The 20,058-nt window shown below is 71.4% G+C and carries 16 protein-coding genes; 6 read left to right on the top strand and 10 right to left on the bottom strand.

The features are described 5' to 3' along the window. Genes ABEA24_RS47000 through ABEA24_RS46990 form a run of 3 tightly spaced genes read left to right on the top strand, consistent with a single transcriptional unit; the run spans nt 1 to nt 1,351 of the window. Nucleotides 1-291, top strand: coding sequence for a hypothetical protein (locus tag ABEA24_RS47000; RefSeq protein WP_345441627.1), 291 nt, complete (start codon nt 1-3; stop codon nt 289-291). An 11-nt stretch (nt 292-302) separates the two neighbouring features. After that, nucleotides 303-1,103 carry an ATP-binding protein gene (locus ABEA24_RS46995; RefSeq protein WP_345441624.1) on the top strand — a complete coding sequence of 267 codons (801 nt, stop codon included), beginning with the start codon at nt 303-305 and terminating at the stop codon, nt 1,101-1,103. Continuing rightward, complete coding sequence (locus tag ABEA24_RS46990) at nt 1,103-1,351, top strand: hypothetical protein (RefSeq protein ID WP_345441621.1); 249 nt, start codon at nt 1,103-1,105, stop codon at nt 1,349-1,351. Before ABEA24_RS46995 ends, ABEA24_RS46990 begins: the two co-directional genes overlap by 1 nt. Before the next feature lie 287 nt (nt 1,352-1,638). Here the strand turns inward: ABEA24_RS46990 and ABEA24_RS46985 are convergent, their stop codons facing one another. Both ABEA24_RS46985 and ABEA24_RS46980 read right to left on the bottom strand, forming a co-directional pair. Beyond that, nucleotides 1,639-2,763, bottom strand: coding sequence for a hypothetical protein (locus tag ABEA24_RS46985; protein WP_345441618.1), 1,125 nt, complete (start codon nt 2,761-2,763; stop codon nt 1,639-1,641). A gap of 263 nt (nt 2,764-3,026) precedes the next feature. Then, the gene (locus ABEA24_RS46980) at nt 3,027-3,533 is read right to left on the bottom strand and encodes a helix-turn-helix domain-containing protein (RefSeq protein WP_345441615.1); all 507 of its coding nucleotides are present in this window, start codon (nt 3,531-3,533) and stop codon (nt 3,027-3,029) included. Between the two features lie 143 nt (nt 3,534-3,676). On the opposite strand from ABEA24_RS46980, the gene ABEA24_RS46975 reads away from it, so the two are divergent. Together ABEA24_RS46975 and ABEA24_RS46970 are read left to right on the top strand one after the other, a co-directional pair. Further along, on the top strand, nt 3,677-5,698 hold the full coding sequence (locus ABEA24_RS46975; protein WP_345441612.1) for a WD40 repeat domain-containing serine/threonine protein kinase: 2,022 nt from the start codon (nt 3,677-3,679) through the stop codon (nt 5,696-5,698). 5 nt (nt 5,699-5,703) lie between these two features. After that, nucleotides 5,704-7,659 carry a WD40 repeat domain-containing serine/threonine protein kinase gene (locus tag ABEA24_RS46970; protein ID WP_345441609.1) on the top strand — a complete coding sequence of 652 codons (1,956 nt, stop codon included), beginning with the start codon at nt 5,704-5,706 and terminating at the stop codon, nt 7,657-7,659. Between the two features lie 128 nt (nt 7,660-7,787). Here ABEA24_RS46970 and ABEA24_RS46965 read toward each other — a convergent pair whose 3' ends face one another. Genes ABEA24_RS46965 through ABEA24_RS46950 form a run of 4 tightly spaced genes read right to left on the bottom strand, consistent with a single transcriptional unit; the run spans nt 7,788 to nt 10,412 of the window. Then, a complete protein-coding gene (locus tag ABEA24_RS46965) occupies nt 7,788-8,123 on the bottom strand; it encodes an urease accessory protein UreD (protein ID WP_345441607.1) in 336 nt (111 codons plus the stop codon). A 15-nt stretch (nt 8,124-8,138) separates the two neighbouring features. After that, nucleotides 8,139-8,792 carry a response regulator transcription factor gene (locus ABEA24_RS46960; protein ID WP_345441605.1) on the bottom strand — a complete coding sequence of 218 codons (654 nt, stop codon included), beginning with the start codon at nt 8,790-8,792 and terminating at the stop codon, nt 8,139-8,141. After that, nucleotides 8,792-10,006, bottom strand: a complete 1,215-nt coding sequence (locus ABEA24_RS46955; protein ID WP_345441602.1) for a sensor histidine kinase — start codon at nt 10,004-10,006, stop codon at nt 8,792-8,794. The genes ABEA24_RS46960 and ABEA24_RS46955 overlap by 1 nt, the downstream gene beginning before the upstream one ends. Beyond that, nucleotides 9,999-10,412 (bottom strand): hypothetical protein, encoded by a 414-nt coding sequence (locus ABEA24_RS46950; protein ID WP_345441599.1) that lies wholly within the window; start codon nt 10,410-10,412, stop codon nt 9,999-10,001. Before ABEA24_RS46950 ends, ABEA24_RS46955 begins: the two co-directional genes overlap by 8 nt. Nucleotides 10,413-10,785: 373 nt before the next feature. Between ABEA24_RS46950 and ABEA24_RS46945 the strand changes: the two genes are divergently transcribed. Next, nucleotides 10,786-13,158, top strand: coding sequence for a glycoside hydrolase family 3 C-terminal domain-containing protein (locus ABEA24_RS46945; protein WP_345441597.1), 2,373 nt, complete (start codon nt 10,786-10,788; stop codon nt 13,156-13,158). A 527-nt stretch (nt 13,159-13,685) separates the two neighbouring features. Here the strand turns inward: ABEA24_RS46945 and ABEA24_RS46940 are convergent. Genes ABEA24_RS46940 through ABEA24_RS46925 form a run of 4 tightly spaced genes read right to left on the bottom strand, consistent with a single transcriptional unit; the run spans nt 13,686 to nt 20,049 of the window. After that, nucleotides 13,686-14,807, bottom strand: coding sequence for a glycoside hydrolase family 76 protein (locus tag ABEA24_RS46940; protein ID WP_345441594.1), 1,122 nt, complete (start codon nt 14,805-14,807; stop codon nt 13,686-13,688). 3 nt (nt 14,808-14,810) lie between these two features. Beyond that, complete coding sequence (locus ABEA24_RS46935) at nt 14,811-17,945, bottom strand: alpha-mannosidase (RefSeq protein ID WP_345441591.1); 3,135 nt, start codon at nt 17,943-17,945, stop codon at nt 14,811-14,813. Then, nucleotides 17,945-19,300 carry a 6-phospho-beta-glucosidase gene (locus ABEA24_RS46930; protein WP_345441589.1) on the bottom strand — a complete coding sequence of 452 codons (1,356 nt, stop codon included), beginning with the start codon at nt 19,298-19,300 and terminating at the stop codon, nt 17,945-17,947. The genes ABEA24_RS46935 and ABEA24_RS46930 overlap by 1 nt, the downstream gene beginning before the upstream one ends. Beyond that, nucleotides 19,297-20,049: a DeoR/GlpR family DNA-binding transcription regulator gene (locus ABEA24_RS46925; protein WP_345441587.1), complete on the bottom strand. Its 753-nt coding sequence runs from the start codon at nt 20,047-20,049 to the stop codon at nt 19,297-19,299. The genes ABEA24_RS46930 and ABEA24_RS46925 overlap by 4 nt, the downstream gene beginning before the upstream one ends. Between the last annotated feature and the right edge of the window lie 9 nt (nt 20,050-20,058).

The raw sequence follows: 20,058 nt of genomic DNA, 5'->3' as shown, positions 1-20,058 counted from the left end.
ATGGTGACTGATCCGTACCGGCGGTACTGCTCCGAGCTGAGCGCGGCATGTGCGGCTCTCGGCCTGGCCACGTCGCCGTTTCCCACGCAGGTACGCGTCTGGGATCCGGATTTCGAGCAGTTCGCGGAACTCATCACCTGCAGACCAGGGCCGGGCGGAGTGCCGTCCTTCTTCTGGTCGCTCGGTGCTGCGGCGGGCCCGGTCAGCGAGGTGCGCACGATCGCTGCGCTCGCAGTCAAGGTCGTCTCTCCTCGCCTGCAGGGGTTTCCTGCCGGCCGGTCACGGCGATGACCGCATCCGCCATGGAGTCTGCAGCGGACGCGCTGCGCGCTGGCGCGTGCGTGGCCTGGGAGCTTCCTGGTGACCGGATGGTCCGCCATGCCCGCCGGATCGTCAGCGATGTCGTGTCCGGCCTCGGAGTGCCGGAAGACTTCGTCCACACCGCAACGGTTGCCGTGTCCGAGCTGGCGACGAACGCCCTGGTGCATGGCTCCGCGCACGCGGCGCTCGAGAGCGGGCCGCCGGTGACGGGCCTGCCTGAGCTGTGGCTGTACGTGCGAGGAACGGCGCTCCCTCGCGAGCTCGTTCTGAGCGTTTTCGATATGGGCCTGGGCGCGAGCTGGTCGGCGGCGACGGTTCCCGCCGTCGGTGTCCCCGATGCCGAAAGTGAAAGCGGTCGCGGCCTGCAGATCCTCGGCGCGCTGGCCGAGGAGTCGCAGGGCCGGTGGGGAATGCATCCCAGCCGGGCCCCGTTGGGCGCGTACCGGCTACCGGGTACGGCGGCCTGGCTAGCGCTGCCATTGCCGTCGGAGATCCGCGCCGGGCCCGCGTTCCGCGATATCTCCCCGGCCGAGGCGATCGAGAGCCTGGCCTCCCACCTGCGCCACCGCGGAATCGATGGAGACGAGCTGCAGGCCCGGGTGAACGGGCGGGCCGCGCGGCTGTCGGTCCGTCACCTGACGGTGTGGGCCCTGAACGGGGCCTACCGGTGGTGCGGGGCGAGCGGCCCTCGACGGCGTCCCCTCGCTGACGTCGTCGACGCTACTGATCAAATCCTCGCCGAGACCGAGCTCGCGCGCCGCCGCAGCGAGATGGAGGGCTGATGCTGACCGATCCTGAGCTGCTGCGCCGGACGGCGATCACGACGCTGGCCGCTCACGCGCTCGTCGACGGCCGGTGCCGCGTCTGCAGCGTGGCGGGCGTCTGCCCGTACGCCCGTCGCGCGGCGAACGCGCTGGACTTCCTCGGCGATCCGGAGGGCTGGCTCGTCACGCTGTCGCGGCAAGCCAGCGCACCGGGCCCGGCCGTGCTGATTGAGGTCCTGGCCGGCCTGCAGGCCGCGCCGCCCTGATCTCGCGGCTGCGGATCGAACCGCCGGTGTGTCTTCCCCCGTGGCGCCGGCGAGGCCTCTTCCCCTGGTGCCTCGTGCCCGGGAACTCATCAGGCAGTCCGTGCGCTGTCCTCGAGGTAAATGTGCGGGCAGGCACGGTTTCGACGCCGGTGACGATCGCGTCCGGCCCGATGAAACCGATCAGCGGCATGGCCTCGGCGTGCTGCTCATAGGCGAAAGTGATCTCCGGGGCGTACCGGTCGCGGTCTTTTCTGTGCTGGATCGCCGCCCGACTGTGATCGCCAGGTTCAGTCGTCCCACTCGGTGCGTTCGGCGGGCGGTTTGCTCTCGGCGTAGGGATGGAGGGGACGGGTCGCTGTCGGGTAGGGAAGGAACCAGGAGCCGACGTCCATCGGGCGGATGTCCAGGAAGCCCAGGCTGGGGTCTTGATCGATACCGTCGAAGCTAGGGTCGTAAAGCCATTCGAAGTCCAGGTCCTCATAGGCGTGTTCTTGGAAGGCGGCGTAAGCGTGCTCGGCCGCCCGGCCGTCGAGCAGGTCGAACATGTCGAGGGTTGCTTTGGCCTCTCTGATAAGCAGGTGCAGGGCGAGCGCCTCGGCCACGCATGACGGCTTATGCCATTGCGGTTCGAGCAAGCGGCTCGTGATCGTGATGGCCGCGACCATGAACTGCTGTGCGAGCAGCGCCGTGTACCTGTGTGCGTACTGGGCTGGCAGGCCGTCCATGACGAAGAACCCGTCGCCTTCGGCGACCGTCAAGTGGTCTGTGCGTAGGGTTTCGATGTCTGTGAAGAGGTGATCGAGCATGGTCTCGACCGAGCACAGAAGGGCTCCTGCGGCCAGGCGGGCCTGGTCAGAGCCGAGCCCGAGGCCAGCTTCATCGGGATAGTGACCGAAAGCTGTCAGATCGAATGCCCGTAGCTTCTCGGCGGCCTCAAGGATCTGGACGCGGACCTGGTCGCTCTGGTCCTGCAGGTCTTGCACACCGGACTCCGGTGTGTCGCTGTGCGGGGGAGTGAGGCGTTCGGCGGGGTCGTCAGGCGGTGCGGTGTGTCCCTCGGCGGCTCGGAGGCTTTCCAACGCCAGCTCGTCGTTCAGGCTGACCTCGCACTTGGTCACCTGCCAGCCGGCGAGCAACTCGGTGTGCTCCAGTATCTGTTCGATGATCACGCGCATGGCCTGTTCAGCGAACTCCAGCGCCGGGGCATCGGACACAATCCCCACGACGGCTCCTGCCGGATGGACACCGATGCGGAAGTCCTCCACCTCGACCTCGATGCCATCGGGGCCGGTGACCTCGTCGACTTGGACGAGCCCGTCTGTGAGGAGGGCAGCGGCTCCTTCACGCTGGAGAGGATCCAATTCGGGCGTATCGGTCGGTGTCTCGAGCTCAGCGCTGACCAGGTACTTCATCGCGTTCCCTCTCGGACCTACAAGAGACATGCTCCCGGCGATCAGGCATGCATTCTGTGACGGCAGCACGGACGAGGAGCTAGTTCTTTCCCACCCCACGTGCCTGCCCACTGGCAATCATGAGGACCCGCAGGCCGGCTGACCACGATGGAGCTCACAGCCCGTGCCGAATGAACACCCCCGTGCTGCATGCCAGCCTCCCGCTCGGTCCCTGCCCGGTCAGGGCGTAACGACTGTTGTAACGAACCCAGATCAGCGGAGCGTCAGCGCCGGAACTGGGTCCAGGTCGGGTCGCTGAGCCGCGGGGCTGGATCGATGCCGGCCTTCTTCAGGATTGCCCACACGGTGGCCGGGGACACCTTCCGGCCCGCGCTGGTGATCTCTCCGGCGATGCGCCGGTGTCCCCAGCCCGGATTCTCGGCGGCCAGCCGCAGCACCAGGGCTCTGATCGTGGGGCGGATCGGCGGTCGGCCCGGTCCGTGCTTGGGGTAGGTCCAGCGCCGTTTGACCAGCTCGGCGTGGCAGCGAAGGATCGTCCTCGGTGTGACGAACAGGTGGTTCCGGCGGCGTCGGGGGAGGAGCCGCGCGAGCGCGGCGAGGATCGCCTGGTCCGCCCATGATGGTCGGGGAGCGGCGCCCTGGCGTCTGAGCACGGCGAGTTGATGTCGCAGTACCAGGATCTCTGCGTCTTTGGACGCCTGTGATCGGGCGAGCAGCGCGATCCAGCCGAACACCCGTAAGACGATCAAGTACAGCAGCCGTAAAGCCATCCCGCGATCCTGCCGGAGCCGAGCTACTGAGCACAGCAAAACCCCAGATCAAGCCCTGTGACACGATATCGGCACTCACACCCACAGGTTGCCGTGCTCCTCTCTCTAAGACAAGATTGTCTTTCTGAGAGGGAGGTGTGAATTTGAGGCCTCTGGACGCGTCCGATCCCCGGCAGGTCGGGCCCTATCGGATGCTCGCCGAGCTCGGCCGGGGCGGGATGGGCCGGGTGCTGTTGGGTAGCGGCCCGGACGGGCGGCTGCTCGCGGTCAAGCTCGTGGACGAGCAGTACGTCGACGACGACGGGTTCCGCGCCCGGTTCCGGCGCGAGGTCCGGGCATCGCGGCAGGTCGCCGGGGCCTACACGGCGGCGGTGATCGACGCTGATCCGGAGGCGCCGACTCCCTGGCTGGCCTCGGTGTACGTGCCCGGTCCCGCGCTGCATACCGCCGTCGCGCAAACGGGGGTGCTGGGCACCGAGGCGGCGCTGCGGCTAGCTGCGGGGCTGGCCGCCGCGCTGATGGAGGTGCATCGCTCGGGCCTGGTGCATCGCGACCTCAAGCCCTCGAATGTGCTGCTCACCGACGACGGCCTGCGCGTCATCGACTTCGGCATCGCCCGGGCGGCCGAGGGCGATGGCACCCAGGTCACCCGGACCGGGATGCTCGTCGGCACCGCTGGCTACATGTCGCCCGAGCAGGCGCGCGGCGAGTCGCTCGGCCTGGCCAGCGACGTGTTCTCGCTCGGCTCGGTGCTGGTGTACGCCTGCACCGGGCACGGTCCGTTCGAAGCCGACAGCGCGCCGCGGATCTTGCACAACGTGCTCACCGCCGTACCCGAGCTCGGCGGGCTGCCGGAGCGGGTCCGGGAGCTGGCGGGGGCGTGCCTGACCAAGGATCCGGCCGGTCGGCCGACACCCGAGCAGCTGCTGGGCCGGATCGGCGGCGTGGTGCCAGCCGCCCGCCCATGGCCGCCGGCGGTGCACGCCCTGATCGCCGCCCAGCAGGGCGAGGTCGACCGGCTGCTGCATGACGGGCCGCCGACCGGCCTGCCGTTCCCCTCGGCCCACACCACGGTGGACCAGGCGCCGCCCGCCGGGCCTAGCCGCCGGCGCATCCTGGCGGCGGGCGGGGCGGTCCTTGGCGTTGCGACGGTCGCGGGCGGCGTCGCCTGGGCCTCGTCGGGCGGCAGCGGTTCCAAGAAGCGGAAGACTGCCACCGACAAGCCGGCCGGGGTCGCGGCGCGGCGGCCGGTGGCCACGCTGACCAGCGACGTCCCGCTCGACAACCTGCGCTACAGCCCGGACGGCAGCCTGCTCGTGGCGATCGGCGGCGACGGCACGGTGCGGGTGTTCGACGTCGCCGCGCGGCAGCCCTCCGGAGACCCGATCAAGGGTGGCACCGGGGACAAGGCGAAGATCTTCGCCGTCGCCTTCGACCAGGTCGGCGACACGCTGGCCACCGCCGGCGACGGCGTCAAGCTCTGGGACGTCAAGACCCGCCGGCAGGTCGGCACCCTGACGGTCCCGCTCATGGCGAGCATGGACGCCCCGGGCCCGGCGCACGACGTCGGCTACAGCCCCGATGGCCGGCTGCTGGGGGGCGCCGGCATGGACCTGATCCAGATCTGGGACGCCCGAACTCACGCGCCGGTCGGCAGGGTCGACTACGGCGGTGCCAACCTCCTGTCCAAGGTGTCCTTCACCGGCGACGGCAAGCTCCTGGCCATCCCGGACCAGACCGCTGTGAAGGTCTACGACGTCACCTCTGGCCGGCAGTCCGGGCAGTCACTGCTCGGCCACACCGCAGACATCATCGCCGCGCTGGTCAGCCCGGACGGCCGCACGCTCGCGACGGCGGCCTACGACTCCACCGTCCGGCTCTGGGACGTGCCGACCGGCCGCGCGGTCGGCCGGCCGATCACCGTCGGCTCGACGACGATGGTCGAGTTCCTCGCCTTCAGCCCGAACGGGCACACCCTGGCCGGCGGCACCAGGAATGGCGACGCGTGCCTCTGGGACGTGACCACGCAGCGCCCGGTCGGCCGGCCGATCGCCCTCGGCGACGAGGTCACCGGCGTCGCATTCGACGGCGAGGGCCGCACGCTGGCCACCCTGAGCAAGCGGACGATCCAGTTCTGGGATCTCGCCGCCCTCGCCCGGGGGTGATCTCGATGCGCCCCCTGTCCCTCACCGACCCGCCCCGGATCGGGCCGTACCGGATGCTGGCCGAACTCGGCCGCGGCGGGATGGGCCGGGTCCTGCTCTGCTCGGGCCCGGACGGTCGGCTGGTCGCGGTCAAGCTCGTCCACGCGCGGCTCCTCAGCGCGCCCGGCTACCGGGACCGGTTCCGCGCCGAGGTGACGGCGACCAGGACCGTCTCCGGTGCCTACACGGCGGCGGTGATCGGCGCCGACCCGGACGCGCCGGTGCCCTGGCTCGCCTCGGTCTACGTCCCGGCGCCATCGCTGCGTGAGGCGGTACGGGCCGCCGGGCCGCTGCCCGAGCCCGCCGTACGGCGGCTGGCGGCCGGGCTGGCCGCCGCGCTGCGTGACATCCACGGCGCAGGGCTGGTGCATCGCGACCTCACGCCGGGGAACGTGCTGCTGGCGGCCGACGGCCCGAAGGTCATCGACTTCGGGATCGCATCGGCCGACGGCTTGGCCGGCGACGCGACCGGCACGCCGGCCTTCATGTCGCCCGAGCAGGCCGAGGGCGGGCCGCCGACGGCGGCGGGCGACGTCTTCGCGCTCGGGTCGGTGCTGGTGCTGGCCTGCACCGGCTGCGGTCCGTTCGACGGCCCGGGCGCCATGCAGACGCTCTACAATTTGGTCCATGCCGAGCCGGAGCTCGGCGGCGTGCCGGTCTCGCTCCGCCCGGTCGTGGCCGCCTGCCTGGCCAAGGCGCCCGGCGACCGGCCGTCGCCGGGTCGGCTGCTGGAGCTCGTCGGTCAGGTCGCGCCGGCCGCCCGGCCCTGGTCGCCCGCCGTCCATCAGCTGATCGATGACCGGCAGGCCGAGCTCGCCCGGCTGCTTGCAGGCACGCAGCCCACCGCGGTCGAGCCGGTCCGGGCGCCACGGCGCGGCCGGCTCCTGGCCGTTGGCGCGGCGCTGACCGTCGCCGTGCTGCTCGGGCTCCTCGTCTGGACGCCCTGGTCGGGCTCGGCCGCGCGCAAGCCCGCGCCGCACCCGGCCACCTCGTCCGCTCCACCCCCGCCGCCCAGCTGGACGCTGCGCGGGCACACGTCCTGGGTCATGGCGGTGGCATTCAGCCCGGACGGCAAGACGCTGGCCACCGCAGGCAACGACGCGACGGCCCGCCTGTGGGACGTGGCCACGCACACCGAGCGCGGCGCGCCGGACCGGCATCCCGACGGCGTGGAATCGCTGGCGATCTCGCGGGACGGCACCGCGCTCTACACCGGCGGCAACGACGGGTACCTGCGCATCTTCCCGATGTCTGGGCAGGGCAGGTCCAGCGGCGTGAACCTCGACGGAGGCCAGATCGGAGCGATGGCGCTAGCCCCCAGCGGGAACCTCCTGGCCCTGGAGCCGGACGGCTACCTCCAGCTCTTCCCGCTCAGAGGCAAGGGCATGCCGACCCAAGCGGCCCGGGTGCAGTCCGGCAACGTCACCGCGCTGGCCTTCAGCCCGGACAGCCGGGTGCTGGCCGTCGGCACCACTGGCAACGAGAGGGACCTGGACACCCACAACACCAAGGGCGTGGTGGAGCTCTGGGACCTCACCGCGAAACGGCACGTTACACCGGACCTCACCGGCTACGACGGCTGGATCGCGAGCGTGGCGTTCAGTCCCGACGGCCGCAGGCTCGCCGCCGCCGGCGGTGACCTGGTACAGGTGTGGGACCTGACCAGCCATCAGCGGGTCGGCGCGTCGATCCACTGCTGGTCGGACTGCCGGGCCGTCGCCTTCAGCCCGGACGGCACGCTGCTCGCCTACTCCGACGGCAAGGACGCCCGGCTGCTGACCGCGGCAGACCAGCGGCAGTCCGGACCCGCCCTCACCGGCCACACCGCCGGCATCATCAGCATGGCCTTCAGTCCGGACGGCAAGCTGCTGGCCACCGGGTCCTACGACGACACTGCCCGGATCTGGCAGCTCAACCGCTGACGCGCAAGCCTTCCGGGGCCGGGTGGACGTGGGTGAGGTCGGGCACCCGAACGTCGGCGATGCCGGCCAGGTGGCTCGGGTCGTGGCCGGTCCCGACGCCCGGCGGCGGGGGCCGGGGGTCGCGGTGATCACGTCGGGCGCGGGTGACCGTCGCGGCGGACGGTCAGGCGGGTGATCAGGTGGCCTGGTGGTTCTTCTGCGCGTCCGAGGATCTGCTCTTCGCGTAGTACCCGCCGGGCCGTGGGAGCCAGGTCGACGGTGCAGGACTGCCGCAGATTACTGCCGCATGCGGAGATCAGTGGTTTGGGGAGCCAGTGCAGTCGTGCCCCTTCGCCTGCGGTCAGCCGGACGTCGTAGGTGGCGTGGTCGGGGGTGCTGCCGCGAAGGGCGAGTGTGGCGGCGGCGGTGGTGATGGCTCGGAGGCGCCCGAGCGCGTCGTCGCTGGTGGTCTCCGGGCGCGCCATCCTGTCGGCGGCTCTTTACTCGGCGTCGTGGATAAGCAGGGCTATCTGGACGCGGTTGTTCAGTCCGAGCTTGCCCATGATTCGGGAGACGTAGGACTTGACAGTCGCCACGGTCATATAGAGCTCGGTCGCGGCCTCGGCGTTGGACAGACCCCGGCCAATCGCGTCCGCCACGCGTCGTTCCGCGCCGGTGAGGGAGGCGAGCCGCTCGCGCGCGGCCACCCGCGGCCCATCGTCGCGGACGTGCGCGATGAGCTTGCGGGTGATCGCCGGGGAGAGGATCGGCTCGCCGGACGCGACGCGCCGGATCGCGTCCACGATCAGCGCTGGTGGGGTGTCCTTCAGCAAGAACCCGGCCGCTCCGGCCCGCAGCGCCCGCAGGACGAGTTCGTCGGTGTCGAACGTGGTCAGCACGATGACCTCGGGCGCGTCCGGCGCGGCGCGGAGCCGCTCGGTCGCGGCGATGCCGTCGAGTCTCGGCATGCGGATGTCCATGAGCACGACGTCCGCACCCGTGGCGCCCACCGCTTCCAGGACGGCTGTGCCGTCGGCCGCCTCGCCGGCGATTTCGATGCCGTCCAGCCCGGAGAGCATCGTGGACAGGGCCGCGCGCACCGGCCACTCGTCGTCGGCGAGCAGGACCCTGATCGGCTCGTCCCGGTCCTCCATCACGCCTCCCACGGCAGGCGGGCACGCAGGGCGAACATATCGTCCTCCAGCCCGTGGTCCAGTGTGCCGCCCGCCAGTGTGGCGCGCTCGGCGAGCCCCGCCAGCCCGACACCCGCCCCGGGGATCTCGGCGTCCCGGCCGGCAAGCGGCTGGCGGACCTCGATGTCCAAGCCCATGGCTGGGGCTCCGCGGACGGTGACGGTCACGGGCATGCCGGGGGCGTGCTTGCGGGCGTTGGTCAGTCCCTCCTGGACGATCCGGTACGCCGTGCGCGCCACCACCGCCGGGACGGCTTCGGCCTCGTCCACCATCATGTCCAGGGTCACGTCCGTCCCGGCTCGGCGTGCCTCCTCGGCCAGGTCGGGGAGCATGGTCAGCGGGGGGCGCGGCGCCGTCTCCTCGCCGGGTTCCTCCCGCAGGAGCCCGATGACCTCCCGGAGGTCCTCCAGCATCTGGTGGACGCCGCTGCGGATCACTCCTGCGGCCCGCGCGATCTCGGCCCGCGGGGCGTCCGGCCTGAACTCCAGCGCGCCCGCGTGGACGCTCAGCAGCGACATGCGGTGTGCCAGCACGTCGTGCATCTCGCGGGCGAGCCGGACCCGCTCCATCCTGCGGGCCTCGGCGATCCTCGCCTGCCGGTCCTCCTCGGCGCGGCGCGCTCGTTCGGTCAGCGAGGCCAGCAGGCCGCGGCGGGCCCGAACGGCACGCCCCCAGCCGACCGTCGCGATGGTCAAGAGCGCGCCGATCGTGACGCTCGCCGCGTAGGGCACGCCCGGGTTGGGGAAGAGGGCGGCATTCACCAACTCGGTGGCGATGCCGAGGGAGCCGATCCACAAGACGACAGGCAGCGGACGGTGAACGGCGACGGACAGCGTCGCGACGAACGCCGCGCCCCCGGCCGCGGGCGACACCGCCGACAACAGGGTCATGGCGAGCGCCAGCCCCACCGGCCACCGGCGCCGCCACCACAGCGCCAGGCAGGCCGGCGCCCCGACCGCCACGTCGGCGATCACCACCGGCTGCGCGACGCCCTGGTACCGGGGCCACCCGCTCAGCGCGCCGATCAGGACGGCGAGGAGGATCCCGGACACGTCCACCGCGATGTCACGGGCCGTGCGGGCTCCGGGCGGGTCCTCCTCCAGGTCGGCTCGCAGGGCCCCTGGCAGCAGCCGCCACGAGACGCTCACCGGACGCGGCCCCTGCTCGTCATGCACCCGTGGACCCGAGCCACTCTTTGATCAGCGCGGTCCATCGCCGATTGTCGGTGGTCTCCATGAAGGTCCGGTGGTCGATCATCAGGTAGATCTCTCCGACCATGGTGGTTCCGAGAATCAGCGGCTTTCCCGCGTTGAGCAGCCCGCCGATGAACCGGCCGTAGAGGTTGGTGAACTCGTTCGCCACAGAGGTCACCTGGTCCGGGCGCAGGACGAGGTCGCCATCGTCGCCCCAGCCGCTGAGCACGAGCCGATCGTCGTACAGCGTCGCCTGGCCCCTTCGCGGGAACAGCACGCTCTGGTCGACCCCGGCCGCGATCCGGTCGCCTTTCCTGCGGGCCCTCAGCTCCTCCGCCGTCGAGGCGATGTAAGGGGCCTGAGCCAGCGGCGTTTCGATCTGTGTCATGGCACTAGCCTGCCTTCCGTCGCGCTGAGGCCGCAGCGGACGGAGGATGGAACCTGGAGTCCACTTTGGTCGATCCTCGCACCGCCTTAATGCACGTGAAGGCATTGAAGACCGGTACGACCACCATCAAGAACACGAGCGACACGACCGGCTGCGCGTTCTGGCGATGAGACGGTGACGAGGGCCGGTGGCATCGCTGTCTGTCGCTACCGGCGCCGCCCGCTCGCGCGGACGGCGAGGCGGTCTTGGCGGTAGCCCCCTACTTTCGGATAGACCGAAGTCGGCGCGAAGAGCCCCCTTGGGCAAGCTGTGGCGCAGGCAGCGCCCTTCCTACCGTTGCGGCATGGAACCGACAGGTACTGATGAGGCCCCTGTGACTTCCGCCGGGGTGGGACGGCGCGGCTTTCTCGGGAACGGCGCCGCTGCGCTGGCCGGGACGCTGGTCCTCTCCGGCCCGGCGGCCTGCGCGCAGGCGCCGACGGCCCGGCCCACGCCAGGGGAGCCGACCGATCCGAGGATCGAGGCACTGCTGGCGAAGATGTCACTCGCCGACAAGATCGCCCAGCTGAACATGCCGCAGGTCCTGCCGGACGGGCTGGTCCCGAAGACGTCCCCGGTCACCACGGACGAGCACCGCAAGGCCTATGCGGCAGGCAAGTGGCGCGACCTCGGGCAGGGAGGCGGGTTCTTCGGGTTCTTCAACGAGACGATCGCCGGGGCACTCCCGGTGAAGCAGCCCCGTACGCCCCGGCAGCAGGCGGAGGCTGCCAACGAACTGCAGAAGGTCGCCAAGGGCAGCAAGCTCGGCATCCCGCTGCTGCAGATCGCCGAAGGGACGAACGGTCATTCCGCGCCGTACGCGACGATCTTCCCCGCGGGGCCGTCGATCGCCGCCACCTGGAACACCGGCCTGGTCGGCGCGGTCTACGGCGCGGTCGCGGCCGAGGCACGCGCCTGCGGCACCCATGTGCTCAACACGTTGGTCGCCGAGGTGTTTCGCGACCCCCGCTTCGGGCGCGGCTGCGAGGGGTATGGCGAGGACCCGTACCTGGTCGGTGGCATCATCGGCGCGATCGTGCGCGCTGTCCAGGGCACCGACGTCAGCAGATCGGACCGGACCGTCGCATCCCTGTGTCACTTCCCGCTGCAGACCCCGAACGTCGGCGGGCTGGAGGGAAGCTCGGTCGAGATCGGCGAGCGCGAACTGCGGGCGATCCACCTGCCGTCGTGGCGCGCCGGGTTCGCCGACGCGGGCGCGCTGATGACGCTGGCCTGCCAGTCCACAATCGACGGCGTGCCCACGCACCGGTCGGAGAAGCTGCTCACGCAGGTCCTGCGAGGGGAGCTGGGGTTCCGTGGCGTCGTCATCAGTGAGGGCGGCGGCCTCACGACGCTGGTCACCGAGCGTGTCGCGGCCGACCAGAAACAGGCCGGCGCTCAGGCGATCAAGGCGGGAGTCGACGTGGGCATCACCTGGGAGGACGCTTACCTCGACGGGCTCAAGGACGGGGTGAAGGACGGCTCCGTCCCGATGGAACTGGTGGACCGGGCCGTCCGGCGCGTGCTGATGCTCAAGTTGCGGCTCGGGCTGTTCGACAACCCCTACGTCGACCCCGCGCGAGCCGAGCAGATCGTGGGCGGCGCCGCGCACCGCGCCCTCGCGCTCCAGGCCGCGCGCGAGGGCATCACCCTGCTGAAGAACGACGGCGGCTTGCTACCGATCAAGAGCTCGATCAAGCGAATCGCCGTGATCGGGCCGAACGCCGACGTCCCGGAGAACCTCACCGGCGACTACGCGCCCTGGCCGCCGAAGAACGGGATGCCCACAGTGCTGGCATCCATCAAGGTCGCCGCGCCTGCCGGGACCAGGGTCACCTACGCCAAGGGCTGCGGCATCAACGACGCTGACCGTACGGGCTTCGCCAAGGCCGTTGCGACCGCGCGCGGCGCCGACCTCGTGGTGCTCGTGCTCGGCGAGCGGTCCAAGGGTTTCCTCTTCGAGGGCGCCACTGGAGGGGAGGGGGTCGACGCCGCCGACCTGAACCTCACCGGCGTGCAGGACTCGCTGGTCAAGGCCGTCCACGCGACCGGAAAGCCCGTCGTGATCGTGCTGGTGGCGGGCCGTCCGTCGTCCATCACCTGGCCCGCCGAGCACGTCCCGGCGATCGTGCAGGCGTGGCTCCCTGGAGAACGCGGCGGTGAGGCGATCGCGGACGTGCTGTTCGGCAAATGTGACCCCGGTGGGCGGCTGCCGGTGACGGTGCCGCGGAGCGTGGGCCAGCTCCCGATCTACAACGACGTCAAGCCCATGCGGGCGGCGGCCGACGGGTACGTCGGTCTCAAGGCGTCCCCGCTCTATGACTTCGGCCACGGTCTGAGCTACACCACGTTCCGCTACGACAACCTCAAGATCTCTCGCCGCCGGATCAAGGCAGGAGAGACCACGGAGGTTCGAGTCGATGTCACCAACACCGGGCACCGTACGGGCCAGGAGGTCGTCCAGTTGTACCTGGCCGACCAGCAGTCGAGCGTGTCGCTGCCGGTCAAGCAGTTGCGCGGCTTCGCGAAGGTGGAGCTGAAGCCGGGCCAGAAGCGGACGGTCCGGCTTACGCTCGGCCCGCGGGAGATGGAACTGGTCGACGAGTCGATGCGGCAGGTCGTCGAGCCCGGCACCTTCGAGGTCCAGGTCGGCAGTTCCTCCGCGCGGATCCACCTGCGCGGCACCTTCGAGGTCGTCGCCAGATAGCAACCGACCCGCACAGGCGAAGGCCCGGCACATCGGCGGATTCGAGGGGGCGTCGCAAGACTGGTGACCACTGGAAACGGTTGGATGCACCCGGCTCGCGCCGTCCCACGGCGGGAGCCGGTCCCACGTGGAACGGGCGTCTTCCAGAGATCGGCTGGTTCCCGGGCAGGCTGGATCACTGGTGAATCGGACCTGCTGCTCAGTACCGGTTGGTCAGCGACGCAGGTTGGTGAGTCCCGTGGGGTTGTCTGCCGTGTCGAGTCCGAAGTGGATTCCCTCGCCGGGCTCCCGGACCGTCAGTGTGTCGGGAACGGCGTCAAGGACGTCGAGCTGCTCATCCTCCGCCTTCCACCCGGGCGCCGGCGTACAACAGCAGCGCGACGATGGCCGCACCCTGGGCGCTGCGGCGGGCGGCCGCGCGCTCCAGCGCCGTCCATCCGGTAGGCACGTCGCGCAGGTCGCGGCGTGCCTACCACGCTGAACACGTCGGTGGACGGTGCGCAGGCCCGGCCTCCCGGCCGAGCGTTTTACAGGACGGCGGTGAGCAGGCTCACGGCCGACTCCTGACGGGCGATGCCCGCCTGGTCGAACGGCCCGGCCCAGCGCAGGCCGTACTGCTCTGAACCGTTCCGGTCATGGTCGTACGCCGACCGGGCCTGGGCGAGCAGGTAGCCGCGGTATGGGTGGGCCGGTGTGGCCTCGTCGAGTTCGGCGAGGTTGCGGGCGAAGACGCCCTTGAACGCGGACTGGTCGGAGTTGCAGGTGCCGGCCGGCTCGCAGGGCTCCGTCAGGATGCCGCCAGGGGACAGATCGGGGCTGGTGATGACGGCGTGGGCGATCCGGCCCGCGGTGGCGAGCAGCTTCCGGTCACCGGTGCCGCGGTACAGCTCGGTGAGCCCCCCGAGGATGACTCCCTGGTTGTACGTCCACGTGGTGCCGCCGTTGTTGGCACAGCTCCCGCTCTGGGTCGCCAGGCCGTCATTGACCAGGTGAGCGCTGTTGATCATCCCGGTCTGTTCGAACCAGCGCCACTCCTCGAGCGCGTGAGAGAGGTAGGTCCTGTCGCCGGGGATGCGGTTGTGCAGGGACGCGGTGAGCTCGAGGTACAGCTCGTTGCTGATGGCGTTCTTGTACGTCTTGGCGGGCAGGTCCCACCAGATGCCGCCGCCGCAGGTGCCGTCCCAGTACTGGCGCATGTACGCCTCATCGGTCTTGGCGATGTCGAGGTACCGCCGGTCGTGGGTGAGGTCGTACATGCGGACCATGGCCAGCGCCCACCAGCCGGTGTCGTCGGTGGAGTCCGCGCGGAACTCCCCATCGCCCTGAGGCCACCAGGGCAGGGGCTTGCGCTGGAGTTCGATGGTGTGCAGCACCTGCGGCATGTACTGCGTCGAGCGTGTCTTCACCATGTAGTCGAGAAGCGCCTGGAGCGCGTTGCCCGACTGCCACCACGGCGCGTCGGCGTCCCAGCGGCCGGTGGATTCGTCGTAGAAGCCCATCATCGCGGACACGGCCGTTCCGGCCCGGGAACGCGCCGTCGGCCCTCCGCCCGTGGCGGCCCGGCCGGGCAGACTCACGGTCAGTGCCACGACGACGGCCGCCACGAGGCAGATCAGGCCCCTGCTCGCGCTACGCCTGTGTTCGGTCATCTTTCACTCTCCAGGGAAGGGGGTCGTGCCCGGAGCCCTGCGCAGCCGCAGGGTCAGCACCTGGAACGGGCGGAGCGTCACCGGGATCGCGCCGTCGCCGGCCGGCGTGACCGAACCGGGCAGCGGCCGCTCCAGCAGGTCGGTGACCTCCACGCCGGCCACCGGGAACGACGCGCGCAGGTGCGTGCTCGCCCGGCCGCCCAGCGACTCGTACAGCCGGACGACCACGTCGCCGGAGCGGTCGTCGGCGAGCTTGACCGCCTCGATCGCGACGGCGTCCCCGTCGACCCGCACGAGAGGGGCCGGGGGAGTGCCGGTGCCGGTGGTGACGCGCAGCGGCAGGTTCAGGGCGTAGCCGCCGCTCACGGCGTCGGCCACGGTCGCGCCGGGCAGCAGCGTGTACGTCATCCGGTGCCGCCCCTGGTCGGCGTCGGGGTCGGGGCAGCGTGGCGCGCGGACGAGGCTGAGCCGGGCGGTCGTGGTCGTGCCGCCGTCGGGCCGGGTGGCGCGGGTGACGTCGTGTCCGTACGTGGAGTCGTTGAGCAGCGCGACGCCGTACCCGGATTCGGCGACGTGGAGCCAGCGGTGTCCGGAGACCTCGAACCGGGCGGCGTCCCAGCTGGTGTTGGTGTGCGTGGGCCGGAACACGTGCCCGAACTGGATCTCGGCGGCGGAGCGGTCCGCGTGCACGTCGAGCGGGAACGCCGCCTTGAGGATCTTCTCCCGCTCGTGCCAGTCGATCTCGGTGTCGATCCGCACGCCGGGGCTGCCCGCGGTGACGGTGACGGTCTGCGTCACCGTCGACGCGCCGAACGTCCGCGTGACCCGTACGGCGGCGACCAGCGGTCCCCGCTCCACGACGTCGACGGCGTCCACGCCGGTCAGGTCGGTGTGCCGCCGCCGGTAGTGGCGGTCGATGTCCCAGGCGTCCCAGTGGTTCGGCAGGTCGGTGTGCAGTTGCAGCAGGTTGCCGCGGGTGCCGGGAGCGAGCACCTCGCGGTCGGCCGTCAGGTCGTACACCGAGGCGAGCAGGCCTTCCTCGTCGACGGCCACCCGGATCAGGCCGTTGTCGAGCACCTGCCTGCCGCCGGTGGCGGTCACCGTGACCGGCGCGGGCGCCGATGGGGCGCCGAGCCCCGCGATGCCCGAGGCCGGGACCGCGGTGAAGACGGCCGCCGACCCGTCGGCCAGGACCTGGGCGTCCGGACCGGTGGCGAGGGCGGCCGGGACGGTCACCACCTCGGCGCGGTCGCGCGGGCTCGTGTTGAACACCCATCCGCCCGGCCCCTCCCCGGCCACGGCGGCCACGGCGCCCTGGATGATCGCTTCGAGGTCGGCGCGGACCCGCGCGTACGTGGCCTCCGCCTCGCGGTGCACCCAGGCGATCGAGCTGCCCGGCAGGATGTCGTGGAACTGGTTCAGCAGCACGATCTTCCACAGCCGGTCGAGCTCGTCGTACGGGTAGGCCAGCCCGGCGGTGATCGCGGCGGCCGCCGACCACAGCTCCGCCTCCCGGAGCAGGTGCTCGCTGCGCCGGTTGCCGGCCTTGGTCCGGGCCTGGCTGGTGTACGTGGCGCGGTGCAGCTCCAGGTACAGCTCGCCGGACCAGACGGGCGCGTCGGGGTACTCGGCGCGGGCGGCGGCGAAGAAGTCGTTCGGGTCCTCGATCACGACCTTCGGAGAGCCTTCGAGGTCGCGCAGCCGCCGGGCCTTCTCCAGCATCTCCCGGGTGGGTCCGCCCCCGCCGTCGCCGTGCCCGAACGGCAGCAGCGACCGCGTGCCGCCGCCCTTGTCGCCGTAGTTGCGCACGGCGTGCGCGAGCTCGGCCGCGGCGAACGTGCCGTTGTAGGTGTCGGCGGGCGGGAAGTGGGTGAAGATCCGGGTGCCGTCGATGCCCTCCCACCAGAACGTGTGGTGCGGGAACTTGTTGGTCTGGTTCCAGGAGATCTTCTGGGTGAGGAACCACTCGTTGCCGGCGAGCACGGACAGCTGCGGGTACGCCGCGGTGTAGCCGAACGAGTCGGGCAGCCACACGCCCCGGGTCTCCACCCCGAACTCCTCGAGGAAGAAGCGCTTGCCGTGGATCAGCTGGCGGGCCAGGGCCTCACCGCCGGGCAGGTTGCCGTCGGCCTCCACCCACATGCCGCCGACCGGCACCCACTGGCCGGCCTTGATCGCCTCCCGGATGCGCTGGAAGACCTCCGGGTGGTGTTCCTTGACCCAGGCGTACTGCTGGGCCTGGGAGCAGGAGAACACGAACTCGGGGTAGTCCCGCGCCAGCGCGGTGACGTTGGCGAAGGTCCGGCCGGTCTTGCGCCGGGTCTCCCGGATCGGCCACAGCCACGCGCTGTCGATGTGCGCGTGCCCGGTCGCCGAGACGGTGTGCGCGCTCGCGTGCGCGGGCCGGGCCAGCACGTCCGCCAGGTGGGTGCGGGCGCGGGCCGCCGTGCCGGCGACGTCCTGGATGTCGAGGTCGTCCAGCATCCGCTCGAGGGCGCGCATGATCTCGTGGCGGCGCGGGTCGTCGGTGGACAGTTCGCGCATGAGCCCGGCCAGGACCTCGGTGTCGAGGCGCAGGTGCCAGACGTCCTCGTCGAGGACGGCCAGGTCGGCGGCGGCGAACCGGTAGAGCGGATCGTTCCCGGCGGTGGCCTTGTCGCCCAGCGGCGTGGGCGTGAAGCCGTTCGCCAGGATGTCGGGGTTGGCGGCCATCTCGAGCAGCAGGCCGGCCTGCTCGCCGCCGGCCGCCGAGGAAGCGACCGGGACGTACTGGTTCATCGGCTCGAGGCCCTTGATCGGCCGGCCGGCCAGGTCGTACACCAGCGCCTCGGCCTGGTTGCCGGGCCAGTCGCCGACGAAGCCGAGGTCGAACACCGCCTCCACGCGGCGCCCGGCCCATTCGGTGGGCACGGTGCCGGTGGCGCGCAGCCAGCTGGTGGACCAGGGCCGGCCCCACCGGGTGCCGGACTGGAACGGGGCGTACGTCGCGGCGAGGGCCTCGGCGACCGGCACCGGCTCGTCCGGGACGTGCCAGATCTCCAGCGTCAGCGGCAGCCGGGCGGCGTACGTGGCGGGGACGATGCGTTCGCGGAGGACACGGTCGATCCGGTCCTCGACCTGCCGGCGGTCGTCGTGCATCAGCGGGCTCCCGTCGCGCGCAGGTAGGCGAGTTGTGGGAAGTGGTCCTCGTAGCGTTCGAGGAGCCGGCGGGCGACGGCGACCGAGTCGACGAGCGGGTGGGTCGCCAGGGCGCGCAGCGCGGCCGGGCGCGACCCGGTGGTGGCGGCCTCCAGGACGGCGCGTTCGACCGCCTTGACCGTGGTGACGAGACCGAGCTGGTGGTCGGCGAGCGGGGCGCAGGCGACGGGGCGGGCGCCGTTGGCGTCGACGAGGCAGGGCACCTCGACGACGGCGTCGTCGTCGAGACCGGGGAGGGCGCCGCGATTCCGGACGTTGAGGATGAGAGTGGTGCGCTCGTCCTGCGCGATGGCGCGCATCAGCGCGAGCGCGACGTTCTCGTACCCGCCGGACTCCAGGTCGCACGACTCGCGCTCGCCCGCGCCGGCCGCCTCGCGGTTCTCCGCCATGTAGGTCGTCTCGCGGGCCAGCCGGGTGGCGTCCCACGCCTCCAGCGCGGACCCGGGCGTGTCCGCGGTGCGGGCGTAGAAGTCGCGCTGCTGGTGCAGGACGAGGGCGCCGCGGGTCTTGGGCGCCTCGCGGGCCGCGGCGACGGCGTCCCGGTCGAAGTAGTAGTAGTGCAGGTACTCGTTGGGCACGGCGCCGATCGCGCGCAGCCACTCCCCGCCGAACAGCCGCCCTTCCTCGAAGGAGGCCAGCGCGGCGTCGTCGGCCAGCAGGCTCGGGAGCACGTCGCGGCCGTCGACGCGGACCGCCCGCAGCCAGCCCAGGTGGTTCAGGCCCGCGTAGTCGAACCAGACGCTCTCCGACTCGACACCGAGGGCGGCGGCGACCCGGCGGCCCAGCCCGACCGGTGAGTCACAGATGCCGATGACGCGGTCGCCGAGGTGGCGGGACATCGCCTCGGTGACGGTGCCGGCCGGGTTGGTGAAGTTGATGACCCAGGCATCGGGGGCGCGCTCGGCGACGCGCCGGGCGATGTCGACCGCGACCGGGATGGTGCGCAGGCCGTACGCGATGCCGCCCGCGCCGACGGTCTCCTGGCCGAGCACGCCCTCCTCGAGTGCCAGCCGCTCATCGGCGGCCCGGCCCGGGAGCCCGCCGACCCGGATCGCGGAGAACACGAAGTCCGCGCCGGTCAGGGCCTCGTCGAGGTCGGTGGTGACGGTGACGCGCGGCGGGTCGGAGAACTCGGCGGCCTGCTCGGCGAGCACCCGTTCGATCACCGCGATGCGCGACGCGTCGAGGTCGTGCAGGACCACGTCGGTGACCCGCCCCTTGCCCTCGTCGGCCAGCAACGCCCGGTACACCAGCGGCACGCGGAACCCGCCGCCGCCGAGAATGGTCAGTCTCATACCTCGATCACCTCAACGTCGGCTTCGCGCAGGACTGTGGCCGTCGCCGGATCGGCGGGGGCGTTCGTCACCACGATGTCGAGGTCCGCGGGTCCGCAGACCTTGGCCATGCCCTTGCCGGGGAACTTCCCGACGTCGGCGACCAGGATGACCTGGTCGCTCACCGCGAGCATGGCGCGTTTCACCGGGACCTCGATCACGGTGGTGTCCATGACGTGACCGGTCGGGCGGACGCCGCTGGCGCCCAGGATGAGCCGGTCGGCATGGATCTGCCGGATGTTGTCCTCGGTCATGAATCCCACCAGCGACCGGTACTCCCGGCGGAGCACGCCGCCGAGCAGCATCAGCTGGATGTCCGGCTCGTCCTCCAGCTCTTCGGCGACGGCGAGGCTGCTGGTGACGACGGTGAGGGACCGGCCGCGCAGCTGCCGGGCGACCCGGTGCGCGGTGGTGCCGATGTCGATCAGGACGGTCTCATCGTCCTTGATCAGCTCTGCGCAGCGTCTCGCGATCGCGTCCTTCTCCGCCGCGTGAACGGCGGCCACGTCGAGGAACGGATCGTCGCGGTCATCGGTGGGCACCGCACCGCCGTAGACACGCCGCAGCAGGCCGTCCTCGTCCAGTTGGACCAGGTCACGGCGGATGGTCGCCTGGCTGGTGTCCAGCCGGGCGGCGAGATCCTCGACGGTGGCGGCGCCGTCCGTGCGCAGGATGCGCAGGATCAGCTCGTGCCGTTGATCCCTAAGCATGAGAGCACT

The organism is Actinoallomurus vinaceus, assembly GCF_039542055.1.
Taxonomy (GTDB): domain Bacteria; phylum Actinomycetota; class Actinomycetes; order Streptosporangiales; family Streptosporangiaceae; genus Actinoallomurus; species Actinoallomurus vinaceus.
Note: the sequence above shows the minus strand (reverse complement) of the source record. Positions and strands in the feature narration are given on the sequence as shown.